Below are 21,731 nucleotides of genomic sequence, written 5' to 3'. Positions count from 1 at the left end.
GTGCCGGCCGGTCGCGCAGTTTCGTTTTTGCCCCTCATTGAACAGGAACGTCATGGCTGTCAGACGCATCGTCGCCAACATCGCCACGCCCGATCCGGCGCGCGCCGCCGCGTTCTACGGTGGCATCCTCGGCATGCCGGTGGTGATGGATCATGGCTGGATCGTCACCTGCGCCGGGCAGGACACTGCACCTGCGCAGCTCAGTTTCGCCAGCGAGGGCGGATCGGGTACGCCGGTGCCGGACCTGTCGATCGAGGTGGACGATCTGGATGACGTTCTGCAACGGATCCGCAGCGCTGGCATCGACGTCGTGTATGGCCCCGTCGAGGAGCCATGGGGCGTGCGCCGGTTCTATGTGCGGGACCCGTTCGGGCGCCTGCTGAACCTCCTCAGCCACGGCTGAGGCGCGTCGCTCAGTCCTGCTGACCCGGTTCGTCGCGGCCCTGTGGACCTTGATCGGACTGCTGGCGCTGCTGTTGTGCGCGGGCGTGGCGTGCATGCCCGCCTTCGCGACCGATCGCGGCCATGTGCTGGCGATCGCGGCTGATGGCTTCGCCTCCTTTGCGGCCGGCAATGCGCGCCTCGGCGGGACTGAATTCATGGGCGTTGCCGGAGGCATGGGCGGCGCGCCCACCCTTGGCGGCGATCGCGCGCTGCATGCGCTGGTCCATCGACGCGAACCCGCGGTTGCTGCTGGCCATAGGGGATCTCTCTCGGCGTGGCGGAGCCTCATGCTTGCCGACGGCAGGCTAACGGTACGTCCGCAGATGGCGCGTGGTCTTCACGTTCTGCCTGCCTGTCGTTGACGCTGCACTTGCGCAGCGCCGCTATCGCCCTGGACACAGGCCACGCCTAGAATCGGTTCATCCCGGTAGCTCCCGGGCGCTGTTGAGTGAATGGACTCAATGAAGATTCTGTTGACCGGAAGTTCCGGGCGGATCGGACGCGCGATCTTCGGCGCGTTGGCGGCCACCCATGAAGTCATCGGGCTGGACCGCAGCCCGTTCGCCACTACACGCATCATTGCCGATGTCACCAACACGAAGGCACTGGAGCGTGCCGTGCGCGGCGTGGATGCGGTGATCCACACCGCTGCGCTGCATGCACCGCATGTCGGGCTGGTGCCGGACACGGTGTTCCAGCAGATCAACGTGGAGGCGACCGCGCAGCTGCTGCGGCTGGCGCGTGACGCCGGCGTCGGACGCTTCGTGTTGACCAGCACCACCGCCCTGTATGGCCATGCCGTGGTGGCAGGCGGTTGTCGCTGGATCGACGAAGACACTGAACCCCTGCCCAGGACCATCTACCACCGCACCAAGCTGCAGGCCGAGGCGCTGGCCGAAGCCGCGGCATCGGAGGCGTTCGCCGTGCGCGTGCTGCGCATGGGCCGCTGCTTCCCCGAGCCTCCCGAGCGCATGGCGATGTTCCGCCTGCACCGGGGCCTGGATGCACGCGATGTGGCCAGCGCGCATGCCGCGCTGCTGCACAACGGGGGCGCACCGTTCCAGCGCTACATCGCCTGCGCGCCGACCCCCTTCCGGCGCGAGGACTGCCTGGAACTGGCCACCCAGCCACGCCGGGTGCTGGCGCGGCGCGCACCGCAGCTGCTGGCCGAGTTCGAGCGCCGCGGCTGGCCACTGCCGCTGAGCATCGACCGCGTGTACGACGGCAGCCGTGCGGTTGCGGTGCTGGGCTGGCAGCCGCGCTACGGTCCGGACGATGTACTGCAGCAGTACGCGGCAGGCAGCATCGAAGTGCTGCCACGCACGCAGTGGTTGAAGGACCGGGTGGTCGAGTAGGTTCGCCGCACGTATGAGCCATCCCAAACTGAGTGCATTCAGCTTGACGCAGGGCAACGACTCAACCCCGCCGCGGAACGGCCGCTAACCCGGTGCGCCCTTGCGGTGCCGGGCATCGCCCGGCTCAGACAGGTCGCCGCGCGAGGGATCGCGCACCAGCGCGGCGCCAACGCGGTGCCGGATGTCCTGACCTGCCTTGCGGACCCTCCCATGCCGTCTTCCCGCTCCGCCGCTGCCCGTCGTCCGGGCAGCATCGCCCACAAGCTGATGCTGGGCACCGCTGCCATCGCGCTGTTGTGCTTCGGCCTGACCGCCTTTCTGATCTACCGCCAGGCCAGTGCCAGCCTGATCAACGCGTCGCGGCAGACCATGGCCAGCGAGGCGCATGCCGAAGCGCGCCAGGTTGCGGCCGATCTGGGCACCGCCTTCGCCAGCAACGATGCCATGGTCGAGGCCGTCCTGGCCCAGCGCGCGCGGGGCGACCAGCCTGATCGTGCCAGCCTGGCGGCCGTGCTCGGCGAACAGCTGCGCGCGCACCCGGAGTGGCTGGGCAAGAGCACCATGTGGGAGGCCGATGCCTTCGATGGCAGGGACGCGGAGTTCGTCAACAGCGAGGCCCATGACGCCACCGGTCGCTACATGAGCTACTGGGCCTGGCAGGATGGCAAACCGCAGCAGTCGGTGATGACCGACTACACCGACACCGCCAGCGGTTCCGGTGACTGGTACATGGGGCCGAGCCGCGACAAGCTGCCCAAGGTGAGCGAGCCCTATGCCTATGAGATCGCCGGCCAGAAGGTGCTGATGAGCACCCTGAGCACGCCCATCGTGGAGAACGGCACGTTCCTCGGCGTGTTCACCGTCGATTTCTCGCTGGCGGCACTGCAGAAGCATCTGGCGACGCTTGCGCCGATGGGAGCAGGCCGCGTTGAACTGCTTTCGCCCAAGGGCGTAGTCCTGGCTTCGGCCGACGCCGCCGAGATCGGCAAGCCGCGCACCGATGCCTTCACCCGCGACATGCTGGCCGGAATCGCGGCCGACAGGACCGTCGAAGCGTTCGAGCCGGATGCCGCCGGCAATGTGCGCCTGTACGTGCCACTGCGGGTTGGCGATGCCCCGCAGCGCTTCGCGCTGGGTGTGGTGGTGCCGCATGCCGTTATCGTGGCCGAGGCTCGCCAGCTGCTGTGGCTGACGCTGCTGGTCGGCGTGCTGGCCGCGCTGACATTGAGCGCCGGTGTCTACCTGCTGCTGCGTCACCTGGCGATCCGGCCGCTGGCGCAGGCGGTACGCATTGCAGGTGACGTGGCGGCGGGCAAGCTGGACACCGCGCTGCCGGCGCGCGGCAACGATGAGGTCGGGCGCCTGCTCGAGGCGATGCAGGGCATGCGGGGACAGCTGCAGGCTGTGATGGCGGCGCAGGCGGAGATGGCACGCCGCCATGATGCGGGCGAGCTCAGTTACCGGATGGACGCGGCGGCCTTCCCGGGGGAGTACGGTCGCATGGTGGCCGACAGCAATCAGCTGGTGGCGTCCAGCAATGCGGTCACCCAGCGGCTGGTGGACGTGATGCAGCGCTACGCGGTGGGCGATCTGAGCGTGGACATGGAGCCGCTGCCGGGCGAGAAGGCGGTGTTCACCGCCGCCATGGCCACCACCAAGAGCAACCTGGCGGCGATCAACGAGCAGATCCAGCAGCTGGCCGCCGCTGCTGCCGCCGGCGACTTTGCCGTGCGTGGTGACAGTGAGCGGTTCGAGCACGATTTCCGCCGCATGGTGACCACGCTGAACGCGATGATGCAGGCCAGCGACCACAACCTCGCGGCGCTTTCCACGCTGCTGCGCGCCATCGCCGCCGGCGATCTCAGTGCACGCATGCAGGGCGACTTCCATGGTGTGTTCGCGGTGATGCGCGACGATGCCAACAGCACCGCGCAACAGCTGACCCATATCGTCGGCCAGATCCAGCAGTCAGCGGCGAGCATCCGCCTGGCGGCCGGCGAGATCGCCGCGGGCAACAGCGATCTGTCACGTCGCACAGAACTGCAGGCGGCCAACCTGGAAGAAACGGCAGCGTCGATGGAGGAGTTGACCTCCACCGTGCGCCAGAATGCCGATCATGCCCTGCAGGCGAACACGTTGGCCGCATCGGCGGCGGACGTGGCCAGCGAAGGCGGAAAGGTGGTCGGCCAAGTGGTACAGACCATGCAGCAGATCGAAACCTCATCGCAGCGCATCGCCGAGATCATCTCGGTGATCGACGGCATCGCCTTCCAGACCAACATCCTGGCCCTTAACGCCGCCGTTGAGGCCGCGCGTGCGGGCGAGCAGGGACGCGGCTTCGCCGTGGTGGCCAGCGAAGTGCGCGCGCTGGCCCAGCGCTCGGCCGCAGCGGCGAAGGAAATCAAGGGACTGATCGACGCATCGGTGGCCCAGGTCGGCAGTGGTGCGCAGCTGGTGCACCGCGCAGGCAACACCATGCAGGAGATCGTCGGCCAGGTCGGGCGGGTCAACGAGATCATGGCCGAGATCTCGGCCGCCTCACGCGAGCAGTCGGCCGGCATCGAGCAGGTCAACCAGACCGTGGTGCAGATGGATGAAACCACCCAGCAGAATGCGGCGCTGGTGGAAGAGGCCAGTGCTGCCGCGCGCGCGATGGAAGAGCAGGCCGAGCAGCTTGCGGTGGCGGTGTCCCGCTTCCGGCTGCAGTCGGCCACGGGCACGACGGCCACGCTGCGCGCGGCCTGACGCCGGAAACGAAGACGCCCGGCGGGGGCCGGGCGTCGGTTGCATCCTTGCCGCGCGTCCGTGCGCAGGTCTGAGTGGCTCAGAACATTCCTTCAAACGGGTTCCAGCGGATCCGGCCTTCCACCTTTTCCAGGTAATAGCTGTAGTTGGTGCTGGAGGCGACCAAGACATTGAAGGCGATGAACACCGCGCGGCCGACGATGTCGGGCAGGAACATCGTGATGGCCGCCAGGGCGATGGCGATGCCGATCACCACCAGCGCCTTGCGCCACATGCCCAGGATCAGCAGGTAGATGGGGCCGAAGAACAGGGCAAAGATGTTCAGGTTGATCTTCAGGCGGTCGCCGAAGGACAGGGCCCGCCAGGCCTGCTTGAAGCCGGGCTCCTTGGGCGCGCCGTGCTGGCGGTAGAAGTTGAAGCGGAATTGCCACTTGGGGCTGAAGTGGGTGAGGTCGACGGTATTCATGGGAGGAACTTCCCTGTGAGAAAACGTTTTCATGCTACCGGAAATGCCTATTCAGGATCCAGCGCTGCGTGCCTGGAACGTGATACATGTCCTTTGCAGGCGCAGGCCTCACCGGCTTGCACGTCACCCATCCGCCTTGTTTTTAGGATAGGGTGCGCAGTTCCGCTGCCGCCCGGTTGGACCCGCGCGGCAGCGGGGATGTCCACGGAGGTTGCATGACCACACCCGCTACACCGGAAAACGCACCGGGACCGGTGCTTCTGCCCACACCCGAAGTGGTGCAGGCCCAACAACTGCTCGCCCGCCAGCAACTGGCGGTGGCGATGGACCGTGCGCGCACCGCTGCCCTGCAGGACGCGGCCGGCGTCGTCCTGCAGGACGAGTAACGCGCGCTGCTGAAGTACGATCGATCGCGTTGGCCCCGCCGCCAGCGCGATCGCCGAGGGATGTGTCGCCGCCCGTTTTGCTCGATCCAATGGCGGTCGATCCGGCAGGCCGTCGGCAGCCTCGCCTGCTGTTTGCTGAATGGGGAGAAATCCCGGCGTAGGCCTTCGCACCCGGCTTACATGTAGCGGCCTAGACTGGGCCGCATTTTCGATTCCGCCCCGTTGGAGATCGTGTGGGTTCCGGTAGTGACAGACAGCGACTGCGCGGCCTCAGGCCGACGCAGCCAGGACAAGTGCGGGCGCCGGGAAGGCGCGCCGGGAACCTTCGTGCATGCAGCCTGGCCCGGACGGCCGGCCATGCCGACTGCGCGGAGTAGGCGCCGATGGGGGTGCAGACCATCCATGCGGAGGCGGAATCGCCCGGGCCTGACGCCGGCTGGGCGCTGCTGCCTGCCGAAGTGCCCTTGCCGATGCCCGAGCAGACCCTGCGCGAAGGGCAGCTCAGGGTGCGCCGGCACCGCACCTCGCCACGCCTGATCGGCCTGCGTCGGCTGTACATCCTGGGCGGCACGCTGGTGATGACCGCAGCGGCCACCCGGATGATGTGGCGGGTGTTGTCGGTCAACGGCATCAGCGTGCTCGAAGCCTGCCTGCTGGTGCTGTTCGTGGGCCTGTTCGCCTGGATCGCGCTGTCGTTCGCCAGCGCGGTGGCAGGCTTCCTCACCGCCGTGTTCGACCGTGGCTATCGCCTGGGCATTGATCCGGACAAGCCGCTGCCCACCGTGCACAGCCGCACGGCGCTGCTGATGCCGACCTACAACGAGGATCCGCGCCGGCTGCTGGCCGGCCTGCGTGCGATCTACGAATCGGTGGCGGCCACCGGCCAGCTGGAGCGTTTCGACTTCTTCGTGCTCAGTGACACCCGCCGTGACGATATCGCGCGGGCCGAAGAGCAGGTCTTCGCCGAGCTCCGCGAGCAGGTGCCCGACGGCCGCGTGCGGCTGTTCTACCGCCGTCGTGGCGACAACAGCGGCCGCAAGGCGGGCAACATCGCCGACTGGGTGCGCCGCTTCGGCGGGGCCTACCCGCAGATGCTGATCCTGGACGCCGACAGCCTGATGACCGGCGACAGCATCGTGCGCCTGGTGGCCGGCATGGAACACAACGCTGACGTCGGCCTGATCCAGACCCTGCCGTCGGTGATCGGCGGACGCACCCTGTTCGCCCGCATGCAGCAGTTCGGCGGCCGCGTCTACGGGCCGGTGATCGCCCGGGGCGTGGCCTGGTGGCACGGCGCTGAAAGCAACTACTGGGGCCACAACGCCATCATCCGCACCCGTGCCTTCGCCGACCATGCCGGCCTGCCATCGCTGCCTGGGCGCAAGCCGTTCGGCGGCCACGTGCTCAGCCACGACTTCGTCGAAGCCGCGCTGATGCGGCGTGGCGGCTGGGCCGCGCACATGGTGCCGTACCTGGGGGGCAGCTATGAGGAAGGCCCGCCGACCCTGACCGACCTGCTGGTGCGCGACCGTCGCTGGTGCCAGGGCAACCTGCAGCACGGCAAGGTGGTCGGCAGCCGCGGCCTGCACTGGATCAGCCGCATGCACATGCTGATCGGCATCGGCCATTACTTCACTGCGCCCATGTGGGCGATGCTGATGCTGATCGGCATCGCCATCCCGCTGTTCCAGGAAGGCATCGACTTCAATGCCGTGCTGCACCTGGCGCCCGGCGTGTACTGGCGCGCGCAGGACGAGCAGCAGGTGGTGCGCCTGTTCGCCGCCACCATGGCGGTACTGCTGATGCCCAAGGTGCTGGGCTACCTGGCGATGCTGCTGGACCCGGTGGATCGTCGTGGCTGCGGCGGTGCGTTCCGTGCCTTCGTGTCGATGCTGGTGGAGACCGTGCTGGCCGCACTGATGGCGCCGGTGGTCATGTATGTGCAGTCCCGCGGCGTGGCCGAAGTGCTGTCCGGACGCGACTCGGGGTGGGACGCCCAGCAGCGCGACGACGGTGGCATTTCCTGGATGGCGCTGGTGCGCGGTTACGGCGGCCTGGGCCTGTTCGGCGCCTTCATGGGCGTGCTGGCCTGGCTGGTCTCGCCGTCGCTGGCGGCATGGATGGCGCCGGTGGTGATCGGCATGGTGCTGGCCATTCCGGTGGTGGCACTGACCTCGTCGCGCGGTCCCGGTGCGTTCCTGCACCGGCTGGGCCTGCTCGACATCCCCGAGGAGAACATTCCGCCGCCGGTGCTGGTACGCGCCGCGCAGCTGCGCCGGGAAGCGGCCGAACAGCCACCGCTGTACTGATCGCCCCACACCGGCGGCATAATGCGGCTCGCATCTGAAGGAGCCGCAACATGCTGCAAACGGTGGAACAGGAAACCGGCGCCTCGCCGCAGTGGTCGGTGATCTGGCTGCACGGCCTCGGCGCCGATGGCCATGACTTCGCCCCGATCGTTCCGGAGCTGGTGCGTCCGCACTGGCCGGCGCTGCGCTTCGTGTTCCCGCACGCCCCGGTGCGGCCGATCACGATCAACAACGGCGTGCCGATGCGCGGCTGGTACGACATTGTCGGCATGGATTTCCGTTCCCGCGCCGACATGGCCGGCGTGCGCGAATCGGTGGCCCAGGTAGAGGCCCTGATCGCCCGCGAGATCGAGCGGGGCATCACGCCGGAGCAGATCTTCCTGGCCGGCTTCTCGCAGGGGGGCGCGATCATTCTTACCGCCGCGCTGTCGCGCACGGCGCCGCTGGCCGGGCTGATCGCGCTGTCCACCTACCTGCCAGACGCGGACAGCGCCGAGCGCGTGGCTACCGCAGTGGACGTGCCGGTGTTCATGGCCCACGGCAGCGGCGACCCGGTCATTCCGCAGGCGGTAGCCGCACACAGCGCGCAGGCGCTGCGCGTGTTGGGCCTGCAGGTGCAGTGGCACAGCTACCCGATGGCGCACCAGGTCTGTGCCGAGGAGATCGATGCCCTGGGTGACTGGCTGCAGGAACGCCTGGGCGTCGCCTGACCCATGTCACCGGCCAGCACGCCTCCCTGGATGCCGGAACTGTGCCGCCTGCGGCGGCTGGCGGCGATGCTCGGCCTGGCCGAGCTGGTGGTGGTGCTGCTGGCCCTGGCCCCCGATGGCAGCCGTCACTGGACGGTGGGCGAGCTGCTTTCGGCCAGCGGTTTCGCACTCTGGCTGGCGCTGGCGGTGACCGCCAGCCTGTGCATGCTGCGGCAGGCGCTGTCGAGGCTGCCACCGCTGCTGGGCGCCGCTGCGGCGATCGCACTGGCGGCGCTGATCGCCGTGGTCTGCGCGGGCATCATCCACGCGCTGTATGCCGTGCTGGGCGACAGCTTCGCCCGTGGCATCAGCTTCTGGCGCTTCACCCTTGGCAGTGCGGCCACCAGCGCACTGATCAGCGCGCTGGCCCTGCGCTACTTCTACGTGAGCGACCGCTGGGCCGCGCAGGTGCAGGCCAACGCACGTGCACAGGCCGATGCACTGCAGGCCCGGATCCGTCCGCATTTCCTGTTCAACAGCATGAATCTGATCGCCAGTCTGCTGCATCGTGATCCGGCGGTGGCCGAACGCGCCGTGCTGGACCTGTCCGATCTGTTCCGCGCGGCGCTGGGGGCGGGCGATGGAGACTCCACCCTGCAGGCCGAATGCGAGCTGGCCGAGCGTTACCTGTCGATCGAGTCGCTGCGCCTGGGAGAGCGCCTGCAGGTGCATTGGCAGCGTGACGAGCCGCTGCCGTGGGAGCAGCCGCTGCCGCGGCTGGTGTTGCAGCCACTGGTGGAAAACGCGGTGCTGCATGGCATTTCGCGGTTGCCGGAAGGTGGCACCGTCGAGCTGCACGTGGCGCGCGAAGGCAACGAGCTGCACATCCGCGTACGCAATCCCGCTCCCGATCCACAGACGCCGGGGCTGGCCCTGGCACGCGGCGCCGGGCATGCCCAGCACAGCATCGGTCATCGCCTGGCGTGGCGCTTCGGCAGTGCCGCACGGATGACGGCCGGCTGGAGCGAGGGCTACTATGCCTGCCAGGTGACGGTGCCGATCCAGTGAGGGAACGATCGTGAGGGTAGTCATCGCCGATGACGAACCGCTGGCGCGCGAGCGCCTGCGCAGCCTGCTGGCCGCGCAGGAGGGGGTGGACGTGGTGGCCGAGGCCGGTAACGGCGAGCAGGCCCTGCACGCCTGCGCGGAACTGCAGCCGGACCTGGTGCTGCTGGACATCGCGATGCCCGGACTGGATGGGCTGGAAGCGGCCCGTCACCTGGCCAGCTTCGAGCCACGCCCGGCGGTGGTGTTCTGTACGGCCTACGACGCGCATGCCTTGTCGGCATTCGAAGCGGCGGCCATCGACTACCTGATGAAGCCGGTGCGTGCCGAGCGGCTGGCAGCGGCCATCGCGCGCGCGCGGACCTTTCTGGCCGGGCGCGGGGGGCAGCCACAGCACGACGCGGGGCAACAGGCACGCAGCATGCTGTGCGCCCGGCTGCGGGGCAGCCTGCGGCTGATTCCACTGGATGACATCCATTACCTGCAGGCCGAGGAAAAGTACGTGGTGGTGCACCACGCGCGTGGTGAGGACCTGATCGAGGAGTCGCTGAAGTCGCTGGAGGAGGAATTCGCCAGCCGCTTCGTGCGCATCCACCGCAACTGTCTGGTGGCGCGGCACGAACTGGTGGAACTGCGTCGTGGCGTGGGCGGGCAGGTGCAGGCGGTGCTCCGGCATGGCAAGCAGCCGCTGGAGGTCAGCCGCCGCTGTGTGGCGACGCTGAAGCAGGAACTGCGGCATCTGTGAGTGTCCGGCGCGGCCTGCGGCCGCGACTGCTTGCGGGCAACGTCTGAAGCAAGAGCAACAGCAACAGCAACAGCAACTGCAGGTTGTGTTCGGCTCTGAGTTGTTGCGTGTTGGGTGAGTCGGGATGGGCGGGCGAGACACGCCGTAAACCCATCCATGGGGGCTCGATGGCGCCATCCATGGCGCCAACGGTCCCGCCCGCCCATCCCGACTCACCCTCGCGAATTTCCCGGTGACGGACGGCAAAAGCGTTGGTGATATCGGATGGGAGAGAGGGGTCTGACCCCGAGAGCCGCTGGCTGTTGCTTCTGCTTCTTTCTTTTGATCTTCCGTGGCTGGCGCACACGGAAACTGTCAGAGGCCGGGCGGGATGGGCTGCGCAGGGGCCGCTGCAAGTACGTCCATGTAAGCTCGGTCGCCGCATCCATGCGGCTCACGCCCCTGCGCAACCCACCCCGCCCGGCCAAGCACGGCTGTTGCTTCAGCCTTGTCCCCAGCCAGCCATGAGGGGCTCCGCCGTTGGCCGTATCCGCGCCGAAGGCGCGATAATGACCGGATGGAAACCGTCCGCATCGCCACCCGCAAGAGCCCGCTCGCCCTCTGGCAGAGCGAACACGTCGCCGACCGCCTCCGCCAGGCCCATCCCGGCCTGCACGTGGAGCTGGTCCCGATGAGCACGCGCGGCGATGAAGTGCTCGACCGCTCGCTGGCCGCCATCGGTGGCAAGGGCCTGTTCCTGAAGGAACTGGAGCTGGCCATCCTGCGCGGCGACGCCGACTGCGCCGTGCATTCGCTGAAGGATGTGCCGATGGAACTGGATGCGCCGTTCGTGCTGCCGGCCATGCTGCCCCGTCATGACCCGGCCGACGGCTTCGTCTCCAACCTCTATGCCTCGCTTGATGCGTTGCCCATCGGCGCGCGCGTCGGCACGTCCTCGCTGCGCCGCCAGGCCCAGCTGCGTGCGCTGCGCCCGGACCTGGAACTGCTGGACCTGCGTGGCAACGTCAATACGCGCCTGGCCAAGCTCGACAACGGGGGCTACGACGCCATCGTGCTGGCCGTCGCCGGGCTGGAGCGCCTGGGACTGGGCGATCGGATCGTGCTGCGCCTGCAGCCGCCGCACTGGCTGCCGGCGCCGGCGCAGGGCGCGGTGGCCGTGGAGTGCGATGGCAGCAATGCGCCGCTGATGGCCCTGTTCGCTGTGCTCGATGACGCCGCGACGCGCGCCTGCGTGGAAGCGGAGCGGGCAATGAACCGCGCGCTGCATGGCAGCTGCCATGTGCCGGTGGCGGCGATCGCGCAGTGGCAGGGGCAGGACCTGCACCTGCAGGGGCTGGTCGGCAGCGCCAGCGATGGCCGTGCGGTGCGCGCCGAAGGCGTGGGCCCGGCCAGCGACCCGGACGCGCTGGGCCAGCGCGTGGCGCAGAGGCTGCTCGATGGCGGGGCGGGTGAGCTGCTGAACGCCTGACCCGGCCGATTTCCTCGGCCAGGCGCTGCGGAACAGAAAAGAGAACGGGCGCCAGGCGCCCGTTTCGCTTATTTGAACTTGTAGACCACGTTCATGGTGGTCAGCGTATCGGTCTTGCGCTTGTCCACCGCGACGTCGCTGTTGTAGCGGGCCTGCCAGCCGGCCTTCAAGGCCAGGTGTTCATTCATGCTCACCGACAGGCCGAAATCGTTCTGGCCGAAGGTGTTGTACGACCCCGATTCGACCAGCAGCGTGTTGACCAGATCGGTGTTCTCGGTAAGCGAGTACTTCATGTCGAACAGGCCACGACCGATCAGCCCGGTACGGGTGCGATCATCCTCGGTGCTGTGGGTGCGGCGCACACCGGGGCCGACCTGGGCATCGAAATAGAAGCGCTCGGTACTCCACAGACGGGTGCCGTAACCCAGACCGAACGAGCTCTGGCGGTCGTAGGTGGCGAAGTCATCGCGCTCGGTACGCACCGTGGCGGTCAGCTGGCGGTGCTCGCCCAGCTGCAGCGCGCTGCCGGCGCTGCCGGTGTAGCGGTTGGCGGTGGTGTTGTTGCGGCGGGTGGTGGTGCCGTCGTCGTTGGTCTCGGTCACCTTGGAGCTGGAACGCAGGCCGAACAGGTCCATGCTGTGCACCCAGTCACCGTCGGTGTAGCGCAGGCGCAGGCGGCCGTTGAAGCTCTCGGTGCTGCTGTTGCCGCGTGCCGAGGCGAAGCCGAGCTCGCCGCCGCTGCCGCTCCAGGGCGAGGACATCGCCGCCAGTTCGGATGCATCCTGCGCGTACGCCAGCGGGGCGCAGAGCAGCAGGGGAATCAGCAGGGACACGCGCAGGGACATCGAGGCTTCTCCGAAGCGGTTAACAACCCGTGATGATACTGGAAGCGTGATGGCCGTCCGCCCCATGGCGCTGGCCGCTTCAGCAGGCGTTGTCACCGCTCCCCATTCAGGGCAGCTCGATGCGGAGGGAGGGGTCGTTGAAGCGCGAATAGCGCAGGCGCAGCTGGAACACCTTGCCGTTGCTGCTGCCGCTGCGCACGATCTGGCGTGGCAGGCCCTGCCCATCCACCCAGTACTCCAGGCGCTCGCCGGGGCCGGCGCCACGCAGCCGGTAGCGGCGGGTCTGGACCCCGTCCAGCGTCTGGCTGCCCAGATCCTCGGCCTGCAGCGCCGCGGGCGCGACGTCGGCCGGCAGCGGTGTCCGCCATTGCTCGAGCAGACCGGGCGGTGTCGGCACCTGGCGGATGGCCCCGTCGGCCTGCAGGAACATCGTGTCACCGATGATGGTCTGTGCACCGGCCGCCGTCTGTACCCGGAATCGGTCCGGGGCCACGAAGTCCATCGCACTGCGGACCGGCTGTGGCGTACCCAGCACTTCCAGTTCCGCGTGGAAGCTGCGCAGGGCGGCGAACCGTTGGCTGGCGGCCAGTACCGCCTGCGCCGGGTCGGCCTGCGGAACGACCGCGTCGCCGCCGGACGGCGCTGGGGGGCGACCACAGGCAGCCAGCAGCAGGCAGGCCAGCAGGGGCAGGGCGGGCAACCGGCGCATGGGAGGGCTTTCGCAGAGGGTGGGGCGCCCACGATAGCCCAAACCCCCCACACAAGACCCGCGACTCGGACATAATCGGGGGCATGGACCGATACGAACGCATCACCGCCCTGCATCGTCTGCTCAAGTCCGCGCGCTATCCGGTGACGGTGGCGACCCTGCAGGACAAGCTCGGTTGTTCCCGTGCCACCGTCTACCGCGACCTGGCGTTCCTGCGCGACGCGCTGATGGCGCCGATCGAGGGCGATGGTGAGGCCGGCTTCCGCTATCACGCCGACGAAAGCGACCGCTTCGAACTGCCCGGCCTCTGGCTCAGCTCGGAGGAGCTGCATGCCCTGCTGGCATCGCAGCACCTGCTGGCCCGTACCGGCGGGGGCGTGCTGTCTTCGGTGCTGGCACCGCTGCAGCAGCGCATCGAAAGCCTGCTGGCCGCGCAGGCGGGGGTCTCCAGCTGGCCGGTGGACCGGGTGCGGGTCATTCCGCATCGCGGCCGCAAATTCGACGAAGGCAGCTTCCGCAGCGTGGCTTCGGCCGTGCTCGAGCGGCGCCAGCTGGGCTTCGAGTACCGCGCCCGTTCCACCGACGAACCGACCAAGCGCACTGTTTCGCCGCAGCGCCTGACCCACTACCGCGACAACTGGTACCTCGATGCGTGGGACCACGACCGCGAGGCCCTCCGCAGCTTCGCGGTGGACCGGATCCACAAGGCGCGGGTGATCGACCACACGGCCCGTGACGTGGCCGACAGCGAACTGGACGAGCAACTGGGTGCCAGCTACGGCATTTTCTCCGGTGCGCCGAAGGGCTGGGCCACCATCCTGTTCAGCGCCAAGGCTGCGCGCTGGGTCGCCGATGAGCACTGGCATTCCAAGCAGCAGGGCCGTTTCCTGGCCGACGGCCGCTATGAACTGAAAGTGCCTTACAGCGTGTCACGCGAACTGCTGATGGATGTGCTGCATTACGGCTCGGATGCCGAGATCGTCGAACCGACGATGCTGCGCGAGCAGGCCAAGGCGCTGCTCGAGCTGGCCCTGAGCAACTACGATAGATCCTGACCTCCCCCCGAGAATCATTCCGCCCATGAAGAAGACCCTGTTGCTGCCCCTGCTCGCCGCTGCGCTGGCCCTGACCGCCTGCGGCAAGTCCGGCGAGCCTTCGCAGAAGCTGGTGGTGGCCGCCACGGCCGTGCCGCACGCCGAAATCCTCGAGGTGGTCAAGCCGATCCTCAAACAGGAAGGCGTGGAACTGGACGTGCGCGTGTTCAACGACTACGTGCAGCCCAACGACCAGCTGGTGCAGAAGCAGGTGGACGTGAACTACTTCCAGACCGAGCCGTACCTGGACGCCTACAACCGCGACCGCAAGACCGATCTGGTGACGGTGATCGGCGTGCACATCGAGCCGTTCGGCGCATACTCGCGCAAGATCAAGTCGCTGGCCGAACTGCGTGAAGGCGCGGATGTGGTCATCCCGAACGATCCGAGCAACAACAGCCGGGCGCTGATCCTGCTGCACAAGGCCGGCGTGATCGAGCTGAAGGATCCGACCAATGCGCTGGCCACCCAGCGCGACATCGTCTCCAATCCGAAGCAGCTGAAGTTCCGCGAGCTGGATTCGGCGATGCTGCCCCGCGTACTGGATCAGGTGGACCTGGCCCTGATCAACACCAACTATGCATTGGATGCGGGTCTGAACCCGACCCGGGATGCGCTGGCGATCGAAAGCAAGGACTCGCCGTACGTGAACTTCCTGGTGGCCCGGCCCGACAACAAGGATGATGCGCGCGTGCAGAAGCTGGCCAAGGCGCTCACCAGCGCACAGGTGAAGACGTTCATCGAGACCAAGTACAAGGGTGCCGTGCTGCCGGCGTTCTGATGTTGGGGTAGCGCCGGGCCATGCCCGGCGGATTGGGGATTGATTCGCCGGGCATGGCCCGGCGCTACCGCCCTCAATCGACGTGGAAGGCCAGGGTGGCGGCGACCGCCTGCTGCCACCCGGCATACAGCGTCTCGCGCCGTGCTGCCGGCATCTGCGGCTCGAAACGGCGGTCCAGTCCCCATTGCGCGGCGATCTGTTCGCGGCTTTCCCAGAATCCCACCGCCAGCCCGGCCAGGTAGGCCGCGCCCAGCGCCGTGGTCTCGGTCAGCCGTGGCCGCAGCAGCGGAACGCCCAGAATGTCGGCCTGGAAGCTGGCAAGGAAGTCGTTGCCGATCGCGCCGCCGTCGGCACGCAGCTCGCTCAGGCCGATACCTGCATCGGACTGCATGGCATCGAGTACATCGCGGGTCTGGTAAGCCATTGCTTCCAATGCTGCACGCACGAAGTGCGACCTGCTGGTGCCCCGGGTCAGGCCGAACATCGCTCCACGCACGTCGCTGCGCCAGTAAGGCGCACCCAGGCCCACGAACGCCGGCACCAGATAGACGCCAGCGCTGTCGCCGACCTTCGCGGCCAGCGCCTGGCTGTCGCTGGCCCGATCGATCATGCGCAGGCCGTCGCGCAGCCACTGCACCACCGAGCCGGCGATGAAGATCGACCCCTCCAGTGCGTACTCCACGCGCCCGTCCAGGCCCCAGGCGATGGTGGTCAGCAGGCCATTGTGCGAACGCACGGCCTGCGTTCCGGTGTGCATCAGCATGAAGCAGCCGGTGCCGTAGGTGTTCTTCACCATGCCCGGCTGGAAGCAGGCCTGGCCGAACAGCGCGGCCTGCTGGTCGCCAGCGATACCGGCGATCGGAATCGGGTGGTCGAAGAAGAACTGCGGCCGGGTGTGCGCGTACACCGCGCTGGAGTCACGCACCTGCGGCAGCATGGCGCGCGGAATGTCCAGCAGCGCGAGCAGCTCGTCGTCCCAGTCCAGGGTGTGGATGTTGAACAGCAGCGTGCGTGCGGCGTTGCTGTAGTCCGTCACGTGTGCCTGGCCGCCACTGAGATTCCAGACCAGCCAGCTGTCGATGGTGCCGAACAGCAGTTCGCCACGCTCCGCGCGCTGTTGTGCGCCTTCCACGTGATCGAGGATCCAGCGCACCTTGGTGGCCGAGAAGTAGGCATCGATCAGCAGGCCGGTGCGTTCACGGATCAGCGCTTCGTGCCCCTGCGAGCGCAACCGCTCGCAGATGGCCTGGCTTTGCCGGGACTGCCAGACGATGGCGTTGTGGATCGGCTGGCCTGTGGCGCGTTCCCAGACCACGGTGGTCTCGCGCTGGTTGGTGATGCCCAGTGCGGCGATGTGGCGCGGGTCGATCTGTTCGCGGCTGAGCAGCTCGGTCAGCGTGGCGTAGACGCTGGTGAGGATCTCGCGCGGGTCATGTTCCACCCAACCGGGCTGCGGGAAAATCTGGGCGAACTCACGTTGCGCGCTGCCGACGATGTCGCCGGCGTGATCGAACAGGATCGCGCGCGAACTGGTGGTGCCCTGATCGATGGCCAGCACGTAGCGGGGCGTCATGCGGCGTCTCCGGTAGCGATGGGGAAATCCTACTGCATCGGCAGCGACGGGCCATGCCGGGTGTCACCGCGATCGGCCGGGCATGGCCTGGTGCTGCTGTTCCTCCAACCAGTCCTGCAGGCGTGCCACCTGTGCGGTGTCCAGCCGCAGTCCCAGCTTGCTCCGCCGCCACAGTATGTCCTCGGCGGTATGCGCCCATTCGTGATCGCGCAGGAACACGACCTCATGGGCGTGCAGCCCACCGCCGAAGTGTTCGCCGAGATCGTCCATGCCCTGCACCCCGTGCAGCAGCTCGGTGCTGCGGCTGCCATAGGCCTCGGCCCAGCGCCGCGTAGTGTCCTCAGGCAACCACGGTGCGAGTCTCCGCAGGTGAGAGCGTGCCTGCACGGCATCGCCCCAGTCGCTGCCCGGCAGCGGCGTCCCGGATGCCGTCCATGCCGGCCCCATCTGCGGCAGGTGGGGCCGCAGCAGATCCAGCGCTTCTTCGGCCAGAACGCGGTAGGTGGTCAGCTTCCCCCCCAGCACGTGCACGGCGGGCGCGCCCTGCACCTGCAACTGCAGGCGATAGTCGCGGCTGAGTCGTGCCGCGCGCGGATCCGGGTCGGCCAGCAGCGGGCGCACGCCGGCAAACTGCCAGACCACCTCCGTCGCCGTGATCGGCTGGCGCAGATAGCGGTTGGCTGCCTCGCACAGGTATGTCACTTCCGAAGGCAGCACGTGGCAGCGCGCCGGATCGCCCTGATAGTCGGTGTCGGTGGTACCCACCAGCAGGTGGTCGTGGGTGAAGGGCAGCAGGAATACGACCCGTCCGTCGGGCTGCTGCAGCAGGCAGGCGCTGTCATCGGGCCAGGGCCGGCGCAGCACGATGTGGCTGCCCTGCACCAGGCGCAGGGCCGGTGTGCCGCTGCGCGCCTGCATGCGTTGCAGCAGGCCTCCGGCCCAGGGACCGGCCGCGTTGGCCACGGCATGTGCATGCACCGTCTGCTGCTGTCCCGCTGCATCGACCAGTACCGCCCGCCAGTGGCCCTGCTCGCCGTGCAGTTCGACGCAGCGGCTGCGGACCTGCACACGGGCACCGCGTTGCGCGGCATCCAGCGCGTTGAGCAGGACCAGGCGTGCATCGTCCACCTGCGCGTCGGCATAGCTGAAGGCCTGGTGCAACGATGGCGACAGCCACGTGCCCAACGGGTCGTGTGGCAGGTGCAGCGCGCGCGAAGCCGGAAACGCTGCGCCGCGATGGCCGAGGTGGTCATACAGCCACAGGCCGAGCCGCAGCATCCAGCGTGGCCGCAGGTGGGGTTCCCAGGGCAGCACGAAGCGCAGCGGCCGGACCAGGCAGGGCGCCTGCCTGCGGAGCACATCGCGTTCGCCGAGCGCCTTGCGCACCAGGCCGAACTCGCCCTGTTCCAGGTAGCGCAGCCCGCCATGGACCAGCTTGCTGCTGGCGCTGGAGGTATGTGACGCAAGATCGTGCTGCTCGCAGAGCAGCACGCGCAGGCCGCGGCCTGCGGCATCGCGCGCGATGCCGGCGCCGTTGATGCCACCTCCGATCACCAGCAGGTCGATGTTGTCCATCACGATCACCGGCCTTCCGTCCTTTGCAGAGTCAAGCCCTGCTCGACGTCCGGAGAAAAGCAGTCGAGCACGGCCCGACTCTACACAGAACGCGGGTGACGGAAACGACGACGGGCCCCGAAGAGCCCGTCGCGTACAGACAGTGAAGCAGGCGGTGCTTAGAAGCGGGCGCCGATACCCACGCCGACAGTCCACGGATCCAGCTTGGCTTCGCCGATCTTCTCGCCGCCTACCTTGACGTCCGGGCGGGCGCGCATGTAGCGGGCATCAGCACGGGCGAACCAGGTGGAGTTGATGTTCATGTCGACGCCGACGGTGCCGATCACGCCCTTGGCATCCTTCAGGCGGATGTCGGAGCTGCTGCCGTCAGCCAGCGATTCGTTGCTGAAGGCCGACTGGAAGTAGCCGACGCCCACGAACGGGCGGAACACGTTGTCGGCCTGGCCGAAGTGGTACTGGCCGCTCAGTGCGACCGGCTGCTGCTCGACGCTGCCCAGGCGGGTGTTGCCCGGACCCTTGACGCGGTGATCGAACTTGTCGGCAGCGCCCCACAGCTCAACGGCCCAGTTGTCGTTGACGTAGTAGCTGAAGCTGACGGTCGGCGCCGGGCCGCCATCGAGCTTCTTGACGCCGGTGATCGGGTCATTCTTCGGCTGCAGCAGCGTGACGCCGCCAACCACGGCAAAATGCTTGCCCGAGGCGGTGTCGGTGGTGCTGCTGTCCTGGGCGAAAGCGGCCGGCGCGAAGGCGGCGGAGGTCAGCAGGGCGAGACTCAGGATACGGATGGAGCGCATGGGGGTATCTCCTAATGTTTCTTGTTTTTGGGCCCCCGGTTGCGGGGCGAGCACACCGTAGTCGCCTCAACATGAATCGAATCCGACGCGCGTTAAAAAATAGTTCGCTCTGTTCAGCGATGAGTTCGAAAAGCCTGTTTTCATGGGGTTTTTGCTCTGGAGGAATGTTCATGCAGTTGCACAAACCGTGAGCGCGCCAACGCTCTGCACCGGCCTGCCCGCGCAGGTGAACACGCGATCGCGCGTGTTGCTGCTTGGTTCGATGCCGGGTGCTGCGTCGCTGCACGCTGGCCAGTACTACGCGCATCCACGCAATCGTTTCTGGCCGCTCATGTCCGATATCTGCGGCTTTGACGCTGGTTTGCCCTATCCGCAACGCATGCGCGCGCTGAACGCCGCCGGTGTCGGGGTGTGGGATGTGATCGGCCGATGCGAGCGCCGGGGCAGCCTGGATGCGGACATCGTGCGTGGCACGGAAGTGGCCAACGCGCTGCCGGAACTGATCGCCCTGCTGCCTGAGCTGCAGCTGATCGGCTGCAATGGTGCTGCGTCGATGCAGGCATTCCAGCGCTGGGTGCTGCCTGTCCTGGGGGCGCCACCGCGTGTGCTGGCGCTGCCCTCGACCAGCCCGGCCAATGCGGCCTGGTCGCTGCAGCGCCTGCGTCAGGCCTGGCAGCCGGTGGCCGATGCACTGGCGACATGAAGCGGACATCGTGCGGACAATACGCTACCCACTGGAGGTGCCTGCGCCCCATGGGCAACAGCGTGTCCCGGCTGCGTGCGTACTGAAAACACCTGTAACGGTTGGCGCTGGCCCCCGCTGGCCGCACAATAGACGTTTCCCTACACCAGATTGCCGGAGTTATCCCCATGGCCGAAATCAAGGAAGCACTTGTCCCCGATATCGGTGACTACAGCGATATCCCGGTAATCGAGGTGCTTGTCGCCGTTGGCGATACGGTCAGGAAGGACCAGGGCCTGGTGACGCTGGAAAGCGACAAGGCGACCATGGAAGTGCCGTCTTCGGTGGCCGGTGTGGTCAAGGAGATCAAGGTCAAGGTGGGTGACACCCTGTCCGAGGGCAAGGTCGTGGCGCTGATCGAAGTGGCGGCAGACGAGGCCGCAGCGCCGGCCGCTCCGGCCGCTCCGGCCCCGGCCAAGGCCGCTGCCCCGGCGGCTGCCACCCAGAGCGCCCCGGCCCCGGCGGCTGCCGCGCCGGCCGCCCCGGCTGCCGGTGGCGGTGCGGTTGAAGCCCGGGTGCCGGACATCGGCGATTACACCGACATCCCGGTCATCGAAGTGCTGGTCGTCGTGGGCGACACCGTCAAGAAGGATCAGGGCCTGGTCACGCTGGAAAGCGACAAGGCGACCATGGAAGTGCCGTCCTCGGTGGCCGGTGTGGTCAAGGAACTGAAGGTCAAGGTGGGGGACACCCTGTCGCAGGGCAATGTGGTGGCCATCATCGAAGCCGAGGGTGCTGCTGCGCCGGCGCCGACCCGCGAAGCGGCTGCGGCGGCCCCGGCCGCTGCCGAGACCGCCACCCAGGTCGAGCCGGTCGCTGTGCCCGCCCAGCCGGACAAGCTGGCGGCTCGTGAGATCGCGTCGGCCGGCGCTCCGTCCAGCCCGCCCGTACAGTTCAACGCCGATGGCGTGCTGCCGGCCAAGGTGCCGTATGCCACCCCGGCGGTGCGCGTGTTCGCCCGCGAGCTGGGCGTGGACCTGCTGCAGATCAGCGGTACCGAGAAGGGTGGGCGCATCACCAAGGGTGACGTGCAGAAATTCGTCAAGGCCGCGCTCAGTGGTGGCGTTCCGGCCGCGGGCGGCGCCGCTGCCGCCGCAGGCGGTGGGCTGAACCTGCTGCCGTGGCCGAAGGTCGATTTCAGCAAGTTCGGCGAGACCGAAGTGCAGCCGCTGTCGCGCATCAAGAAGATCTCCGGCGCGAACCTGGCCCGCAACTGGGCGATGATTCCGCACGTCACCCAGTTCGACCAGGCCGACATCACCGATCTGGAAGCACTGCGCGTGGCACTGAACAAGGAGAACGAGAAGGCCGGCATCAAGCTGACCATGCTCGCCTTCCTGATCAAGGCCAGCGCCGCAGCGCTGAAGAAGTTCCCGGAGTTCAACGCCTCGCTGGACGCCAGCGGCGAGAACCTGACCCTGAAGAAGTACTTCAACATCGGGTTCGCCGCCGATACGCCGAACGGCCTGGTCGTGCCGGTGATCCGCGACGTCGACAAGAAGGGCGTGGTGCAGATCGCGCAGGAAACCGGCGAGCTGGCCAAGAAGGCGCGCGACGGCAAGCTGGGCCCGGCCGACATGAGTGGCGGCTGCTTCTCGATCAGCTCGCTGGGCGGGATCGGTGGCACCGCGTTCACCCCGATCGTCAATGCCCCGGAAGTGGCCATCCTGGGCGTGTCCAAGTCCTCCATCCAGCCGGTCTGGAATGGCAAGGAATTCGCACCGAAGCTGCTGCTGCCGCTGTCGCTGAGCTACGACCACCGCGTCATCGATGGCGCTCTGGCCGCACGCTTCACCACGTACCTGTCGCAGGTACTGGCCGACATGCGTCGCGTGCTGCTGTAAGGCACCCGCTTCGCCCCCACCGTGTGGCCGTCGCCCTTGGCGCGGCCGCCTGACGAAACGCAGTGACAGCCCGCCGGCCACCCCGGCCGGGCATGAGGAAAA

20 protein-coding genes are annotated in these 21,731 nt (G+C 67.8%); 13 read left to right on the top strand and 7 right to left on the bottom strand.

The window, feature by feature from the left end; genetic code table 11:
• Positions 1–52 precede the first annotated feature (52 nt).
• Positions 53–403, top strand: a complete 351-nt coding sequence (locus tag ACZK08_RS17155; RefSeq protein WP_053517180.1) for a VOC family protein — start codon at positions 53–55, stop codon at positions 401–403.
• Positions 404–413: 10 nt separating this feature from the next.
• Here the strand turns inward: ACZK08_RS17155 and ACZK08_RS17150 are convergent, their stop codons facing one another.
• The gene (locus tag ACZK08_RS17150) at positions 414–701 is read right to left on the bottom strand and encodes a hypothetical protein (RefSeq protein WP_053517182.1); all 288 of its coding nucleotides are present in this window, start codon (positions 699–701) and stop codon (positions 414–416) included.
• 204 nt (positions 702–905) lie between these two features.
• On the opposite strand from ACZK08_RS17150, the gene ACZK08_RS17145 reads away from it, so the two are divergent.
• Complete coding sequence (locus ACZK08_RS17145; RefSeq protein WP_053517184.1) at positions 906–1,799, top strand: NAD-dependent epimerase/dehydratase family protein; 894 nt, start codon at positions 906–908, stop codon at positions 1,797–1,799.
• A gap of 210 nt (positions 1,800–2,009) precedes the next feature.
• Positions 2,010–4,544, top strand: coding sequence for a methyl-accepting chemotaxis protein (locus tag ACZK08_RS17140; protein ID WP_065181613.1), 2,535 nt, complete (start codon positions 2,010–2,012; stop codon positions 4,542–4,544).
• Between the two features lie 79 nt (positions 4,545–4,623).
• Here ACZK08_RS17140 and ACZK08_RS17135 read toward each other — a convergent pair whose 3' ends face one another.
• The gene (locus ACZK08_RS17135; protein ID WP_065174483.1) at positions 4,624–5,010 is read right to left on the bottom strand and encodes a DUF2628 domain-containing protein; all 387 of its coding nucleotides are present in this window, start codon (positions 5,008–5,010) and stop codon (positions 4,624–4,626) included.
• A gap of 215 nt (positions 5,011–5,225) precedes the next feature.
• Here ACZK08_RS17135 and ACZK08_RS17130 point away from each other — a divergent pair, with 215 nt between their 5' ends.
• The 6 genes from ACZK08_RS17130 to hemC all read left to right on the top strand — a co-directional run bounded on the left by ACZK08_RS17130 (position 5,226) and on the right by hemC (position 11,672).
• Positions 5,226–5,396, top strand: coding sequence for a hypothetical protein (locus ACZK08_RS17130; protein ID WP_164972337.1), 171 nt, complete (start codon positions 5,226–5,228; stop codon positions 5,394–5,396).
• 383 nt (positions 5,397–5,779) lie between these two features.
• Positions 5,780–7,705, top strand: coding sequence for a glucans biosynthesis glucosyltransferase MdoH (mdoH, locus tag ACZK08_RS17125; protein WP_053517189.1), 1,926 nt, complete (start codon positions 5,780–5,782; stop codon positions 7,703–7,705).
• Positions 7,706–7,755: 50 nt separating this feature from the next.
• Positions 7,756–8,415, top strand: a complete 660-nt coding sequence (locus ACZK08_RS17120) for an alpha/beta hydrolase (RefSeq protein ID WP_065181614.1) — start codon at positions 7,756–7,758, stop codon at positions 8,413–8,415.
• 3 nt (positions 8,416–8,418) lie between these two features.
• Positions 8,419–9,462, top strand: a complete 1,044-nt coding sequence (locus ACZK08_RS17115) for a sensor histidine kinase (protein ID WP_065174485.1) — start codon at positions 8,419–8,421, stop codon at positions 9,460–9,462.
• Between the two features lie 10 nt (positions 9,463–9,472).
• Positions 9,473–10,204: a LytR/AlgR family response regulator transcription factor gene (locus tag ACZK08_RS17110; RefSeq protein ID WP_053517196.1), complete on the top strand. Its 732-nt coding sequence runs from the start codon at positions 9,473–9,475 to the stop codon at positions 10,202–10,204.
• Positions 10,205–10,760: 556 nt separating this feature from the next.
• A complete protein-coding gene (hemC, locus tag ACZK08_RS17105; protein WP_065181615.1) occupies positions 10,761–11,672 on the top strand; it encodes a hydroxymethylbilane synthase in 912 nt (303 codons plus the stop codon).
• Positions 11,673–11,740: 68 nt separating this feature from the next.
• Here the strand turns inward: hemC and ACZK08_RS17100 are convergent, their stop codons facing one another.
• Entirely contained in the window at positions 11,741–12,517 is a 777-nt protein-coding gene (locus tag ACZK08_RS17100; RefSeq protein ID WP_065175204.1) for a DUF481 domain-containing protein, read from the bottom strand.
• A 106-nt stretch (positions 12,518–12,623) separates the two neighbouring features.
• Positions 12,624–13,226: a LolA family protein gene (locus ACZK08_RS17095; protein ID WP_065175203.1), complete on the bottom strand. Its 603-nt coding sequence runs from the start codon at positions 13,224–13,226 to the stop codon at positions 12,624–12,626.
• 83 nt (positions 13,227–13,309) lie between these two features.
• On the opposite strand from ACZK08_RS17095, the gene ACZK08_RS17090 reads away from it, so the two are divergent.
• Together ACZK08_RS17090 and ACZK08_RS17085 are read left to right on the top strand one after the other, a co-directional pair.
• Entirely contained in the window at positions 13,310–14,281 is a 972-nt protein-coding gene (locus ACZK08_RS17090; protein WP_053520325.1) for a helix-turn-helix transcriptional regulator, read from the top strand.
• Between the two features lie 25 nt (positions 14,282–14,306).
• Positions 14,307–15,101: a MetQ/NlpA family ABC transporter substrate-binding protein gene (locus ACZK08_RS17085; RefSeq protein WP_053520324.1), complete on the top strand. Its 795-nt coding sequence runs from the start codon at positions 14,307–14,309 to the stop codon at positions 15,099–15,101.
• A 73-nt stretch (positions 15,102–15,174) separates the two neighbouring features.
• Here the strand turns inward: ACZK08_RS17085 and glpK are convergent, their stop codons facing one another.
• From glpK to ACZK08_RS17070, 3 genes are all read right to left on the bottom strand, one after another.
• Positions 15,175–16,674 (bottom strand): glycerol kinase GlpK, encoded by a 1,500-nt coding sequence (gene glpK / locus ACZK08_RS17080; RefSeq protein ID WP_065181792.1) that lies wholly within the window; start codon positions 16,672–16,674, stop codon positions 15,175–15,177.
• Positions 16,675–16,737: 63 nt separating this feature from the next.
• Positions 16,738–18,249 (bottom strand): glycerol-3-phosphate dehydrogenase, encoded by a 1,512-nt coding sequence (glpD, locus tag ACZK08_RS17075; RefSeq protein WP_065181804.1) that lies wholly within the window; start codon positions 18,247–18,249, stop codon positions 16,738–16,740.
• A 158-nt stretch (positions 18,250–18,407) separates the two neighbouring features.
• Positions 18,408–19,043, bottom strand: a complete 636-nt coding sequence (locus ACZK08_RS17070; RefSeq protein ID WP_053520322.1) for an OmpW/AlkL family protein — start codon at positions 19,041–19,043, stop codon at positions 18,408–18,410.
• A 187-nt stretch (positions 19,044–19,230) separates the two neighbouring features.
• On the opposite strand from ACZK08_RS17070, the gene ACZK08_RS17065 reads away from it, so the two are divergent.
• On the top strand, positions 19,231–19,746 hold the full coding sequence (locus tag ACZK08_RS17065) for a DNA-deoxyinosine glycosylase (protein WP_053518745.1): 516 nt from the start codon (positions 19,231–19,233) through the stop codon (positions 19,744–19,746).
• 167 nt (positions 19,747–19,913) lie between these two features.
• Positions 19,914–21,629 (top strand): dihydrolipoyllysine-residue acetyltransferase, encoded by a 1,716-nt coding sequence (gene aceF / locus ACZK08_RS17060; RefSeq protein ID WP_065181791.1) that lies wholly within the window; start codon positions 19,914–19,916, stop codon positions 21,627–21,629.
• The last annotated feature ends 102 nt before the right edge of the window (positions 21,630–21,731 follow it).

It is taken from the genome of Stenotrophomonas sp. 112478_Sma (genome assembly GCF_056479905.1).
Note: the sequence above shows the minus strand (reverse complement) of the source record. Positions and strands in the feature narration are given on the sequence as shown.

Bases quoted from the DNA above. Each gene is read 5' to 3' on its own strand.
- ACZK08_RS17090 (WP_053520325.1), top strand. From the start codon at position 13,310: ATGGACCGATACGAACGCATCACCGCCCTGCATCGTCTGCTCAAGTCC.
- ACZK08_RS17120 (WP_065181614.1), top strand. From the start codon at position 7,756: ATGCTGCAAACGGTGGAACAGGAAACCGGCGCCTCGCCGCAGTGGTCG.
- ACZK08_RS17135 (WP_065174483.1), bottom strand. From the start codon at position 5,010: ATGAATACCGTCGACCTCACCCACTTCAGCCCCAAGTGGCAATTCCGC.
- ACZK08_RS17095 (WP_065175203.1), bottom strand. From the start codon at position 13,226: ATGCGCCGGTTGCCCGCCCTGCCCCTGCTGGCCTGCCTGCTGCTGGCT.
- ACZK08_RS17130 (WP_164972337.1), top strand. From the start codon at position 5,226: ATGACCACACCCGCTACACCGGAAAACGCACCGGGACCGGTGCTTCTG.
- glpD (WP_065181804.1), bottom strand. From the start codon at position 18,249: ATGGACAACATCGACCTGCTGGTGATCGGAGGTGGCATCAACGGCGCC.
- ACZK08_RS17100 (WP_065175204.1), bottom strand. From the start codon at position 12,517: ATGTCCCTGCGCGTGTCCCTGCTGATTCCCCTGCTGCTCTGCGCCCCG.
- ACZK08_RS17070 (WP_053520322.1), bottom strand. From the start codon at position 19,043: ATGCGCTCCATCCGTATCCTGAGTCTCGCCCTGCTGACCTCCGCCGCC.
- ACZK08_RS17155 (WP_053517180.1), top strand. From the start codon at position 53: ATGGCTGTCAGACGCATCGTCGCCAACATCGCCACGCCCGATCCGGCG.
- ACZK08_RS17150 (WP_053517182.1), bottom strand. From the start codon at position 701: ATGGCCAGCAGCAACCGCGGGTTCGCGTCGATGGACCAGCGCATGCAG.
- aceF (WP_065181791.1), top strand. From the start codon at position 19,914: ATGGCCGAAATCAAGGAAGCACTTGTCCCCGATATCGGTGACTACAGC.
- ACZK08_RS17085 (WP_053520324.1), top strand. From the start codon at position 14,307: ATGAAGAAGACCCTGTTGCTGCCCCTGCTCGCCGCTGCGCTGGCCCTG.
- glpK (WP_065181792.1), bottom strand. From the start codon at position 16,674: ATGACGCCCCGCTACGTGCTGGCCATCGATCAGGGCACCACCAGTTCG.
- ACZK08_RS17115 (WP_065174485.1), top strand. From the start codon at position 8,419: ATGTCACCGGCCAGCACGCCTCCCTGGATGCCGGAACTGTGCCGCCTG.
- ACZK08_RS17145 (WP_053517184.1), top strand. From the start codon at position 906: ATGAAGATTCTGTTGACCGGAAGTTCCGGGCGGATCGGACGCGCGATC.
- ACZK08_RS17140 (WP_065181613.1), top strand. From the start codon at position 2,010: ATGCCGTCTTCCCGCTCCGCCGCTGCCCGTCGTCCGGGCAGCATCGCC.
- mdoH (WP_053517189.1), top strand. From the start codon at position 5,780: ATGGGGGTGCAGACCATCCATGCGGAGGCGGAATCGCCCGGGCCTGAC.
- hemC (WP_065181615.1), top strand. From the start codon at position 10,761: ATGGAAACCGTCCGCATCGCCACCCGCAAGAGCCCGCTCGCCCTCTGG.